The organism is Luteitalea sp. (assembly GCF_044337415.1).
In the GTDB taxonomy this organism is placed as follows: domain Bacteria; phylum Acidobacteriota; class Vicinamibacteria; order Vicinamibacterales; family Vicinamibacteraceae; genus Luteitalea.
Map to the genome: position 1 here is coordinate 1 of NZ_JBIINP010000039.1, position 11,497 is coordinate 11,497.

Consider the following 11,497-nt stretch of genomic DNA (forward strand, 5'->3'; position numbering starts at 1 on the left):
CGGGCAGCGTCTCGGCCAGGCGCGGCACGAGCCCGTGGGCCAGCGCGACGCCGATCTGCGAGTTCAGCTCGTCGACGGTGCCATAGGTGGCCACGCGCAAGGCATCCTTCGATACCCGCTGGCCCCCGCCCAGCCCCGTCGTCCCATCGTCTCCCTTGCGTGTGTAGATCCGGGTCAGGCGAGGCATCTCACCATCATAGCGGGTACCGGGTACCGGGTACGGGGTACGTTCCCCGCACGCTCCTGAACCCGGTACCCGGCACCCGGTACCCGGCCTCCTTCCGCGTGTGGTGCATCCTGTTCCCGTGACGACCGTCGGCCGCCTTGCCCCCACGCCCTCCGGGTTGCTGCACCTGGGGAATGTGTGCGCGTTTGCGGCGGCGTGGCTGTCGGCGCGGGCCGACGATGGCAGGCTGCTCCTGCGGATCGAGGACATCGACGTCACCCGCGCCCGTCGCGACGTCGAGCAGGCGCTGCGTGACGACCTGGTGTGGCTGGGGCTGACCGTTGACGGGGAAGTGCCGCACCAGTCGTCTCGCGACTACGGGCCCGCGCTGGCGCAGCTGGCGCCGCGGCTCTATCGCTGCCAGTGCACGCGGGCCCAGCGCGAGCAGGCCCTGCCCGACGGGGCAGGCTGCCAGGGCCGTTGCCTGGAGCGCGACTACCAGGAGGGCGCCGTCCGCTTTCGCCTCGACACCGGTGCCATGACGTTCGTCGACCGACGCTGGGGAGCGCAGATGACCGACCCCAGAGCCTTCGGCGACCCCATCCTCGTGCGCCGCGACGGGCTCGTCTCCTACAACCTCGCCGTCGTCGCCGACGACATCACCGACGGTGTGACCGACGTTGTGCGAGGGAGCGACCTGCTGGAGTACACGGCCGTGCAGATCCAGCTGTGGGAGGCGTTGGGCGCGCCGCCGCCGCGCTGGCTGCATGCCCCGCTGATCCTCGGCGCCGACGGGAAGAAGCTGTCCAAGTCGCACGGGTCGGCGCACGTGGGCGCGATGCGCGAGGCGGGCGCCACGCCCGCCGACGTGTGGCGCGTCGTGCTGCCCTGGCTCGGGATCGACGGCGCGTCGTCGCTCGACGAGGCGCTGCCGCAATGGGATCCCACGGCGGGCCCCCGCGGCCCGGTCGCGCTGGCGCAGGAGTAGCAACGCGGTCTCCCTTCGACGTCGCTCAGGACAGGCGACCGTGCCGCTGATGCATGACGGCCGGGTCGGAGACCCGGCCCTACCCTCGAACGCCGAGCACCTCACGCACGACCGGCGCGAGTGCGTCGGCCATCGCGCGGTACACGGCAGGCGACGGGTGCAGGCCGTCGGGCGACTCGCGCAGGCGGTCGGGCGCCTCAGGATGCGCGGTCGCCGCGCGCGTGTCGCAGAACGCCATGTGCGGCGTGCGCGTGCATGTCTCGCGGATCCAGGCGTTCACGGCACGCATGCACGCGTTGTGCTCCGCAGTGGCCGTGTCGAACGGGATGATGCTGCAGGCGACCACCGGCATGTCGGCGGCGAGGGCGCGCGTGTACATCGCCTCGAGCCGGTGCTGGATGGCGTCCGGCGCGTCGCCGTCGTACACGTCGTTGACGCCGGCAAGCAGCACCAGCACGTCGGGCGCGTGCGCGAAGACGTCGCGGTCCATGCGTGCGGCGATCGCTTCCGTGCGCTCACGATTGATGCCGCGATTGAGGACGCGCCAGCTCGGCTCGGCCTGCTTGAGCCACCAGGCGTACTGACTCGTCACGTCGCCACTGCCGTCGGGCTGCGCCTCGACGGGCGACAGGAACCCCGGCGTGCCAGCCGTGGTGGAGTCGCCGAGCGCGACGATCGTGAGGGCCGGGCCGGGACAGCCGGCCCTACCGTGATGCGTCAACGTGCGGGGGCCGCGACGGGCTGGCCGCGCTTGGTCACGCGATCGACCTGTTCGATGGTCTTGATGGACGGCGGCACGCCCTTCATCGACGCGGCGACGGCCTCGGCGGCGCGCATCACGCGCAGGATGTTCCGGCTCGTGATCTTTGCCAGGTCACCTTCGGAGTAGCCACGACGGGCCAGCTCGGTCAGCAGCGCCGGGTACGTGCCGACGTGCTCGAGGCCCTGCACCACCGACGTGATGCCGTCGAAGTCGCCACCGAGCCCGATGTGGTCGATGCCCGCCACCGTGCGGATGTGATCGATGTGGTCGGCCACCTGCGCGATCGTCGCGCGCGGCTCGGGATGACCTGCCTTCCACGCGTCCACCGCGGCCTTCAGCCCGGCGGCGTCGGCGCCGAACTTCGACTGCAGCGCCCTGGTCTCCGCGGTGAGCGTCCGGTTGTACGCGGCTACTTCCGGCGACACGAACCCCGGCACGAACGTGGCCATCACGATGCCGCCGGTGCGCTTCACCTCGCGCAGGATGTCGTCGGGCACGTTGCGCGGCACGTCGCACACCCCACGGGCGTTCGAGTGCGAGAAGATCACCGGCGCCTTCGACACCCGGATGGCGTCGGCCATCGTCGCGGCCGAGGTGTGGCTCAGGTCGACGAGCATGCCGAGCCGGTTCATCTCGCGCACGACCTCCTCGCCGAATGCCGACAGGCCGTCCGACCGCGCGTCGTCGGTGGTCGAGTCGGCCCACGGCACGTTCGTGCTGTGCGTCAGCGTCATGTAGCCGGCGCCGACGCGGTGCAGCATGCGCAGGGTCGCGAGCGAACTGTCGATGGAGTGGCCGCCCTCGACGCCCATCAGCGACGCCACCGTGCCGGCCTTCATGGCGCGCTCGACCTCGTCGGCCGTCCGCACGATGGTGAAGGTCGACGGGTACCGCCGCGCCATCTGGTACACGGCGTCCATCTGCTCGAGCGTGGCGCTGACGGCCGCGTCGCCCTGCAGGTCCACCGGCACGTACACCGACCAGAACTGCCCACCGACGCGCCCCGCACGCAGGCGCGGCACATCGGTCATGAGCTGCGGCTGCGGCTTCGACACGTCGATGCGGTCGAAGTCGTAGTCGACGCGCTCCCGCATCTCCCAGGGCAGGTCGTTGTGGCCGTCGATGACGGGCGCCGCCTTCAGCGCCCGCTCGACCACGGCCGCGGGCGACGCGACCTGCGCGTGCGCGCTCGACGCGACCGCGCTCGCACAGAGCAGCACTCCCGTCCCGAGGTGGAGCCGCCGGACACGCCCGGCGGTCAACGCGATGAACCCCTGACGCATGTCCGACCTCACGCGCGAGCAGGAGCTGACAACCCCCGCCGCGCGATTCGCAGAAGACCTTGACCTTCGACCTTCCGACTTTGAACTTCGAATTCCGAATTCCGAACTCTGAATTCTGAATTCTGAATTCCTGTTGTGGTGCCCTCCCGCAACCGGCCTACACGTGCCGGATGTCGGCGAGCTGCTTGCGCAGCTCCGCGCGGAAATCCGGGTGCGCGATGCTGATCAGCATCTCCCCGCGCTGGCGGATCGACGCCCCGTGGAGGTTCACCGCGCCGTACTCGGTGACGATCCAGTGCACGTGCCCGCGCGTGGTCACCACGCCGGCGCCTGGCTTGAGCGACGCCACGATGCGCGACATGGTGCCCTTGGCGGCCGTCGAGGGCAGCGCGATGATCGGCTTGCCGCCAGGCGACAGCGCCGCGCCGCGGATGAAGTCCATCTGGCCGCCGATGCCCGAGAAGATGCGGTAGCCGATCGAGTCGGCGCACACCTGGCCGGTGAGGTCGATCTCGAGCGCCGAGTTGATGGCGACCACGCGGGGGTTGCGCCGGATCTGCGCCGTGTCGTTGGTGCGGTCGCACGGGTGGAACTCGACCTGCGGGTTGTCGTCCACGAAGTCGAACAGGCGGCGCGTGCCGTTGACGAACGACGTCACCGTGCGGTTCGGGTGCACGACCTTGTGGCGGTTGGTGATCACGCCATTCAACTGCAGGTCGATCAGGCCGTCCGAGAACATCTCGGTGTGGACGCCGAGCTCGAGCTTGTTGCCCAGGCGGCGCAGCACCGCGTCGGGGATGCCGCCGATGCCCATCTGGAGCGTCGAGCCATCCTCCACCAACTCGGCGATCAACTCGCCGATGGACGCCTCGATCTCGGTCTCCGGAGCCGGTTCGTGCTCGTGCAGCGGGCGGTCGTTGGCGATGAACGCGTCGAGGCGGTTCACCGGCACCACGACGTTGCCGCGCGTGCGCGGCATCTGCGCGTTGACCTCGGCGATCACCAGCGTCGCCGTGTCGGCGGCGGCGCGCGCCGCGTCCACCGAGGTGCCAAGCGTGCAGAACCCGTGACGGTCGGGCGTCGACAGCGTGAGCAGCGCCGCGTCGAGCTTGACCTGCCCCGACAGGAACAGGCCCGGGATGTCCGACAGGAAGATCGGGACGAAGTCGGCGCGTCCCTCGTTGATGGCACCGCGCAACGGCGCGCCGGTGAACAGCGACACCGAGCGGAACTGTCCCTCCTTGTCGGGCTCGGCAAAGGGCGCCGGGCCGGCCGTGTGGAGGTGGTAGATGGTGACGCCCTCGAGGTCGGTGCGGCGGGCGAGGGCCTCGAGCAGGGCGGTTGGCGTGGCGGCCGCGCCGTGCAGGAAGATCTTCATGCCGCTGCGGATGCCGGCCACCGCCTCGTCGGGCGAGACCGCGCGGGAGGTCCAGTCGGAATTCATGGGTCGTATTGTGGATCGGGGAGCGGGTATCGGGGATCGGGTAGCGGGTAACGGGCGGGCAACGGAGGGAGCCGGACCGGGTACCATCGCCGGATGCGCCTTGCTCTCGTCCTCGCATCCGGACTCGTAGTGGGCCTCCCCATGGCGGCCGCCGCCCAGGAGATCAGCCTTCCCGCCCCACTCCGCCAGCGGATTGCCGCCGAGTCGACGGCGATGGCGCCGGCCCTCGTCGCCACGCGGCGCGACATCCACGCGCACCCGGAACTCGGGTTCCGCGAGACCCGCACGGCGAAGCTGATTGCCGACCGCCTGCGCACCCTGGGCTTCGACTCCGTCCGCGAAGGCGTCGGCGTCACTGGCGTCGTCGGAGTGCTGAAGGGCGGACGGCCGGGGAAGGTGGTGGCGGTGCGTGCCGACATGGACGCCCTGCCCATCCCGGAACTGATCGACGTGCCCTACAAGTCGACCGTGGCCAACGTGAAGCACGCGTGCGGCCACGACGGGCACGTGTCCATCGCGCTGGGCGTGGCCGAGATCGTCAGCCGGATGCGTGCCGACATCCCGGGCACCGTGGTGTTCCTGTTCCAACCGGCGGAGGAGGGCGATCCCGACGGCGGCCTCACCGGCGCCCAGCGGGTGCTCGACGACAACGGCCTGTCCACCCCGGCGCCCTCGGCCATCTTCGGGCTGCACGTGCTGCCGACGCTGCAGGCGGGCACGATCGGCGTGAACCTCGGCGCGGCCATGGCCAGCAGCAACCGGTTCACCATCACGATCACCGGCAAGAAGACCCACGCCGCCTATCCGCACACCGGCGTGGATCCGATCCCGGTGGCGGCGCAGGTGGTCTCGGCGCTGCAGACCATCCCCAGCCGCCTGAACAACGCGGCCGAGCCCATCGTGCTCTCGGTGGCGACGATCGCCGGCGGCAACCGCTACAACATCATCGCCGACAGCGTGACGATGACGGGCACGCTCCGCACCCTGAGCAAGGACGGTCCCGTTCGCGTGCGCGGCTTCATGGATCGCATGCTGAAGGGCATCACGGAGGCGACCGGCACCACCTACGCGCTCGACTGGCCCGTGGGCAACCCCGTGACCTTCAACGAGGAATCGCTCGCGGCCGCCAGCGTGCCGGTGCTGGCCGAGGCGGTAGGGGATCGCGCCCGCGTCCTTGCGCCCCCGCCGCAGATGGGCGCCGAGGACTTTGCGCTCTACCAGCAGCGCATCCCGGGACTCTTCTTCTTCCTCGGTGTCGGCAACACCGAAAAGAAGATCACCGCGATGATCCACACCGAGTACTTCGACATGGACGAGACCGCGCTGCCGATCGGCGTCCGCGCCCTCGCCGGTGCGACGCTGGATTACCTGTTCAGGAAGTGACGCGCAAGGGACAAGGGCTGAGGGCCGGGTTCGGACGACCGGTCCTACCGTCGCGTAGGTGACGAGTGCTGTGGCGTGGTGTTGGCCGCACAGTGGCTGCAGGACGGGCCACTTGCGTGAGGCGTGCCGGCGCTGCCCGGCGCCGCGGCGGGGCGCGACTCGAACACCCCGAGCACGCGACGCAGCACCACGGCGAGTGCGCCGAGGGCGACGACCGACACCGCGGCATGCTGCACGAGTTCGCCGAGGGGCGCCGCGCCGCCCATCACGCGATGCCTCCGGCCCGCAGCCCCTGGTACACCACGAGTGCCGCCACGTACGCCAGCGCCGACATGTAGGCGAACTGCATCAGCGCATAGCGGGCCGACCCGGTTTCGCGGCGCGTCACCGTGAGGGTCGGCAGGCACTGCATCGCCAGCACGAAGAACACGAGCACGCTGGCCGAGGTGGCCGTGGTGAACAGCGGTGTCCCGTCCTCGCGTGTCGCTCCCCGGATGCGCTCGATCACGCCCGCATCGACGTCGGCCTCGCCCGATCCCCCGACCAGCACCGACATGGTCGACACGAACACCTCGCGCGCCAGGAAGCTGGTGAGGATGCCCACGGTGAGCTGCGCGTCGTAGCCGAGCGGCGCGAACACCGGCTGGGCGAGTCGTCCCATGCGCCCGGCAATCGAGCCGCGCTGTTGTGCCCGCGCCTCGAGCTGCGTGGCCTCCTCGACCAGCACGGCCTGCTGCGCCGCATCGGTCGTCTGCTCCGCCTGCGCGCGCAGCGCCACCGCGCGCTCGGGCGCCGGCGTGCGCGGGTACGCACTGAGCCACCACATGACGATGCAGATCGCCATGATGACGGTGCCGGCCGTCTGCAGGAACGACAGGCCCTGATCCTTGGCCGTGATCACGGCGTTGGGCAGCGAGGGCCACTTGTAGGACGGCAGTTCCAGCACCATCGGACGCGCCGTGCCTCGCAGCCACGTGCGGCCGAACACCAGGGCCGTGCCGAGCGCCGCGAGCGCGCCCAGCATGTAGCACGCCGTGAAGGCCGCGGCCGCATAGAGCGGGTGGCGCGGGAACAGCAGGCTCGTGAGCAGCACGTACACCGGCAGGCGTGCCGAACAACTCATCAGCGGCGCCACCAGGATCGTCGCCAGGCGGTCCCGCCGATCCGGGATCAGGCGGGTCGACATGATCCCGGGCAGCGCGCAGGCCGACGAGGTGAGCAGCGGCACGAAGGCGTGGCCGGGCAGGCCGAACCGCCGGAGCACGCGGTCCATCACGAACGCCGCGCGCGCCAGGTAGCCGGTGTCCTCGAGCAGGCTGATCAGGAAGAAGAGCAGGCAGATCTGCGGCAGGAACACCACCGTCCCTGCGACGCCGCCGATGATGCCCTGCGAGACGAGGTCGCGCACGGGGCCTGCAGGCAACAGGCTGGACGCGGAGTCGCCGAGGCGTGCGAATGTCGCCTCGATCAGGTCCATCGGGATCGTGGCGAGCGCAAACAGCGTGTAGAACAGGCCGCCCATCACGAGCACGAACACCACGAGCCCGAGCACGGGATGCGTGAACACCCGGTCGAGCCGCTCCGTGAACGCGTCGCGGGCGTGCGGCGCCGAGGGGCGCCCCGCGCTGTAGGCCATCACATCGTCGGCCCACGCCGTGAGCGTCTCGATGGAGGCGCCGTCGGCCGGTACGCCGGCGGCCGTGGGGTGATGCGCCTGGGGCTCGGCGAGGGCGCGCGCCAGCGCGGCCCGCACCTCGTCGACGCCGTCGCCGCGTCGCGCGACGATCGGGATCGCCTGGCAGCCGAGCCGCTCCGAGAGCTTGCGCGCGTCGATCGTCAGGCCCTTCCCTTGCGCCAGGTCGATCATGTTCAGTGCCACGACCACGGGCAGGCGGTAGGCGAGCAGTTCACCGACGAGCACGAGGTTGCGCGTGAGGTTGCACGCGTCGATCACCACCAGGACGGCGTCGGGCTGCCGGTAGAGACCGCTGCCGCTGAGGACGTCGCGCGCGATGCGCGTCTCGGGCATGTCGAGCGCCAGCTCGTACAGGCCGGGCAGGTCGATGATGTCGGCCAGCCAGTCGCCGGGCAGGGCAGCACGGCCGACCCGCGACGTCGTCGTGGTGCCGGGGAAGTTGGAGGTCTTGGCCCGCGCCCCGCACAGGCGGTTGAACAGGGTGGTCTTGCCGGTGTTGGGATTGCCGACGAGCGCGACCCTTGCCGGTTCGCGGGTGGCGACCGGGCCCGGGCTTGCCGTTGCCGGCGCGTCGACGGCCATCTCAGCCCTCGTTCGGCTCGGGAACCACCATGATGCCGTTCGCCACGGTGCGCGACAGGCCGATGCGGGTGGATCGCACCTGGACGATGCAGGGTTCGCCGGCCTTGCAGAGGGTCAGCTGGCACTCGCGGGTCAGGCCAAGCGCCCGGAGCAGGTCACACGACGCCGGGTCGAGCTCGGCGGTCGCCTTGAAGCGCGCAATCGCCCCGTCCCTGAGCGAACTCAGCGGGATGGGCGCGGACCCTTCGGGTTGCGCCGCGCCTGTCGGCGCGGGAGGGACGGCGTGCTTGGCCATTCGGGAGAGGTTCCGGGAGAGGCCCATCGGAAGATGGCGACCAGCCCGGTCCGATTTCTGGATTCGATGCTACCACGGAACTGAGACTGTTTCTCAAGTCCCACGTTCTGCTGTCACCTGACGGTGGCAAGGTGCATCCAATGATGCAGGCCGGTCGTCGCAACGATCCCCGCCCTCATCCCCGCACCCGGTAGCCTTTTACCCGGAACCCTGCACCCGGTACCCGGTACCCGAGACCCAGACCCATGGCCAAATCCCTCGAAGTCAGCCTCACCTGGACCCACGACCTCGTTTTTGACACCCAGCTCCCGTCGGGACCTGGCCCCTCGCTCGATGGCAACTCCGCGGTGGCGACCTCTCCCACGCAGGCGGTCGCGCTGGCGCTCGGCGCCTGCATGGGGATCGACGTCGTGAACATCCTCAAGAAGGGCCGTCACGACCTGAAGGCCCTGAGCGTGAAGGTCATCGGCGCCCGAGCGGACGGACCGCCCTCCTACTTCACGGGCTGGACCCTGCACTACGACATCACGGGACCCGTGCCCGAGGCGGCCATCCAGCGCGCCATCGACCTGTCGCGCGACACCTACTGCTCGGTGTGGCACAGCCTCCGGCGGGACGCGCCGCTCGAGGTCACGTACACTCGCGTGGATGGCTGAACCGGCCCCGTCAGGGACCCCGCGGCCGTCACGGCACCGGGCCGGGTACATCGACTGGCTCCGCGGCCTGGCGGTCGTCATCATGATCCTCGCGCACGTGGTCGACGCCTGGACGGTGCTCGGCCCGACGCGACAGACACGCCCCTACTTCTGGTTCCTCGTCCTGGCGGGGATGGGCGCGCCGCTCTTCCTCTGGCTGGCGGGCGTGGCCGTGCCCCTGGCGGCGCACGCCCGGGTCAGGCGCGGCGCCTCGCTCGCCGAGGCGAGCTGGAGCCTGCAGAAGCGCGGCTGGCAGATCTTCGGCCTCGCCTTGCTGTTCCGCCTGCAGGCCTACGTGTTCAGCGCGGGCGCCACGCTCTACGGCATCTTCAAGGTCGACATCCTCAACGTGATGGGCCTGTCGCTGGTCGCCGCCGCCTGGCTCTGGGGCCGCGCCTCGACGCGCCGCGGACGGCTGTCCATCGGGGTCCTGGCCACCATCGCCGTCCTGATCCTCACGCCCCTCCTGCGGGTGTGGACGTGGCCGGCCCTCATCCCCGACCCGATCGAAGCCTACCTGCGCCCGCCGCCCGCGCGCAGCACCTTCACGCTGTTCCCATGGACCGCGTTCGTCCTGGCGGGCCTGGTGCTCGGCGAGTGGCTGGCGACGACCTCGGCCGAGGCGCGCGACCGTTTCCATGCCTGGTGCATCGCGGTGGGGCTCGGGCTGGCCGTACTGGCGTACCAGTTGTCGTTCCGCCCGACGCTGCTGCCGGGCTCGAACTTCTGGACCACCTCGCCGGCGTTCTTCGCCATTCGCCTGGGCGCGATGACGATGGTGTTCGGGTTGCTGTACTTCGTGCTCCATCCGGAGGGCGTGTGGGCGCGGCTGGCGGTGCCGCGCCACTGGAGCCCGATGGAACTGCTCGGGCGCACCTCGCTGTTCCTCTACTGGGTGCACGTGGAACTGGTGTACGGTGTGCCCTCCATCAGGCTGCACAAGGCCCTGTCGTTCCCCGGCGCCCTGGTCGCCTTCGCGATCTTCACCGTGCTCATGCTGGGGCTGGCCATGGTGAAATCACGCTACTGGGACAAGGACGCGCCGTGGGTGGCGTCGTCATGACTCATGACTCATGACTCATGGGGCATGATGAAGGTCATGCGCTTTCCGCTCTGCCTGCTCGCCACCGTGCTCTGCGCCGCCACCGCGTCGGCGCAGCCGACCCTGGACATCTACCACGTGGATGTGGAGGGCGGTGCGGCGACGCTGATCGTGACGCCGGCGCGCGAGTCGCTGCTGGTCGACGCCGGCTGGCCCGGCAACGGCGGGCGCGACGTCCAGCGGATCCAGGCCGCCATGAAGGCCGCAGGCATCACGCGCATCGACCACATGATCACCACGCACTACCACACCGATCACGTGGGGGGCGTGCCTGCGCTGAAGGCGGCCGTGCCGATCGGCACGTTCCACGACCACGGCCCGATGACACCGCCGTACGCACAGGACTACGCCAGCAACTACGAGGCGTACGTCGCGGTCGTGAAGGAGCGCCACACGCTGAAGGCCGGCGACACCCTCTCGCTCGAGAGCGCGGCGGGTGGCCGTCCCGTGGTGCTGTCGTTCGTGGCCGGGCATGGTGTCGTGCACACGAAGCCCGGGGCGCCGGCCAACGCGGCCTGCGCCACCGTGCCTGCCAAGCCGGAAGACACGTCCGACAACGCGCGCAGCCTCGGCTTCACGCTGGCGTACGGTGCCTTCGACTTCTTCGATGCCGGCGACCTCACGTGGAACGTCGAGGCGAAGCTCGTGTGCCCGGCCAATACGCTGCCGACGGTGGACGTGTATCAGGTGACCCACCACGGCCTTGATCAGAGCAACCACCCACTGGTGCTCCAGGCGCTCGCGCCGACCGTGGCCGTGATGAACAACGGCCCGAAGAAGGGTGGGTCGGCGTCGACGGTGCAGGCCCTGAAGGCGCTGCCGTCACTGCAGGCGCTCTACCAGCTGCATCGCAACGTGGCCACGGGGCCGGCAGACAACACCACGCCGGAGCTGATCGCCAATCCCGACGAGACTCCCGACGCCGGGCACATGGTCAGCGTGCACGTCCGCGCCGACGGCAGTTACGACCTCGTCAACCACCGCACCAGCGAGAAGCGCACGTTCAAGGCGCGCTAGGCGAGATGTGCGTGGACGTCCGTCGACGCACATCACTCGATTCAGAGTTCAGAATTCAGAGTTCAGAATTGTTCGTTAAGCGT

General features: G+C 70.1%; 11 protein-coding genes and 1 pseudogene. 5 read left to right on the forward strand and 7 right to left on the reverse strand.

Features of this window, described 5'->3' with window-relative positions; genetic code table 11:
* Nucleotides 1-187: pseudogene (locus ACIRDX_RS08780) on the reverse strand (ATP:cob(I)alamin adenosyltransferase); the annotation flags it as partial.
* 118 nt (nucleotides 188-305) lie between these two features.
* Between ACIRDX_RS08780 and ACIRDX_RS08785 the strand changes: the two are divergent.
* The gene (locus ACIRDX_RS08785; RefSeq protein WP_396625038.1) at nucleotides 306-1,154 is read left to right on the forward strand and encodes a glutamate--tRNA ligase family protein; all 849 of its coding nucleotides are present in this window, start codon (nucleotides 306-308) and stop codon (nucleotides 1,152-1,154) included.
* Nucleotides 1,155-1,233: 79 nt separating this feature from the next.
* Here the strand turns inward: ACIRDX_RS08785 and ACIRDX_RS08790 are convergent, their stop codons facing one another.
* The 3 genes from ACIRDX_RS08790 to ACIRDX_RS08800 form a co-directional block, all read right to left on the reverse strand.
* Nucleotides 1,234-1,875, reverse strand: coding sequence for an SGNH/GDSL hydrolase family protein (locus ACIRDX_RS08790; protein ID WP_396625039.1), 642 nt, complete (start codon nucleotides 1,873-1,875; stop codon nucleotides 1,234-1,236).
* The gene (locus ACIRDX_RS08795) at nucleotides 1,872-3,200 is read right to left on the reverse strand and encodes a dipeptidase (protein WP_396625040.1); all 1,329 of its coding nucleotides are present in this window, start codon (nucleotides 3,198-3,200) and stop codon (nucleotides 1,872-1,874) included. Before ACIRDX_RS08795 ends, ACIRDX_RS08790 begins: the two co-directional genes overlap by 4 nt.
* 157 nt (nucleotides 3,201-3,357) lie before the next feature.
* The gene (locus ACIRDX_RS08800) at nucleotides 3,358-4,731 is read right to left on the reverse strand and encodes an acetyl-CoA hydrolase/transferase family protein (protein WP_396625041.1); all 1,374 of its coding nucleotides are present in this window, start codon (nucleotides 4,729-4,731) and stop codon (nucleotides 3,358-3,360) included.
* Nucleotides 4,732-4,785: 54 nt separating this feature from the next.
* Between ACIRDX_RS08800 and ACIRDX_RS08805 the strand changes: the two genes are divergently transcribed.
* Nucleotides 4,786-6,027 (forward strand): M20 family metallopeptidase, encoded by a 1,242-nt coding sequence (locus ACIRDX_RS08805; protein WP_396625042.1) that lies wholly within the window; start codon nucleotides 4,786-4,788, stop codon nucleotides 6,025-6,027.
* Nucleotides 6,028-6,071: 44 nt separating this feature from the next.
* Here ACIRDX_RS08805 and ACIRDX_RS08810 read toward each other — a convergent pair whose 3' ends face one another.
* Genes ACIRDX_RS08810 through ACIRDX_RS08820 form a run of 3 tightly spaced genes read right to left on the reverse strand, consistent with a single transcriptional unit; the run spans nucleotide 6,072 to nucleotide 8,600 of the window.
* Complete coding sequence (locus ACIRDX_RS08810; protein WP_396625043.1) at nucleotides 6,072-6,293, reverse strand: hypothetical protein; 222 nt, start codon at nucleotides 6,291-6,293, stop codon at nucleotides 6,072-6,074.
* Complete coding sequence (locus ACIRDX_RS08815; RefSeq protein ID WP_396625044.1) at nucleotides 6,293-8,305, reverse strand: ferrous iron transporter B; 2,013 nt, start codon at nucleotides 8,303-8,305, stop codon at nucleotides 6,293-6,295. Before ACIRDX_RS08815 ends, ACIRDX_RS08810 begins: the two co-directional genes overlap by 1 nt.
* Before the next feature lies 1 nt (nucleotide 8,306).
* Complete coding sequence (locus ACIRDX_RS08820; RefSeq protein WP_396625045.1) at nucleotides 8,307-8,600, reverse strand: FeoA family protein; 294 nt, start codon at nucleotides 8,598-8,600, stop codon at nucleotides 8,307-8,309.
* A 245-nt stretch (nucleotides 8,601-8,845) separates the two neighbouring features.
* On the opposite strand from ACIRDX_RS08820, the gene ACIRDX_RS08825 reads away from it, so the two are divergent.
* The 3 genes from ACIRDX_RS08825 to ACIRDX_RS08835 are packed head-to-tail and all read left to right on the forward strand — an operon-like array spanning nucleotide 8,846 to nucleotide 11,414.
* A complete protein-coding gene (locus tag ACIRDX_RS08825) occupies nucleotides 8,846-9,256 on the forward strand; it encodes an OsmC family protein (protein WP_396625046.1) in 411 nt (136 codons plus the stop codon).
* On the forward strand, nucleotides 9,249-10,358 hold the full coding sequence (locus ACIRDX_RS08830) for a heparan-alpha-glucosaminide N-acetyltransferase domain-containing protein (RefSeq protein WP_396625047.1): 1,110 nt from the start codon (nucleotides 9,249-9,251) through the stop codon (nucleotides 10,356-10,358). Before ACIRDX_RS08825 ends, ACIRDX_RS08830 begins: the two co-directional genes overlap by 8 nt.
* A 36-nt stretch (nucleotides 10,359-10,394) precedes the next feature.
* On the forward strand, nucleotides 10,395-11,414 hold the full coding sequence (locus tag ACIRDX_RS08835; RefSeq protein WP_396625048.1) for a ComEC/Rec2 family competence protein: 1,020 nt from the start codon (nucleotides 10,395-10,397) through the stop codon (nucleotides 11,412-11,414).
* The last annotated feature ends 83 nt before the right edge of the window (nucleotides 11,415-11,497 follow it).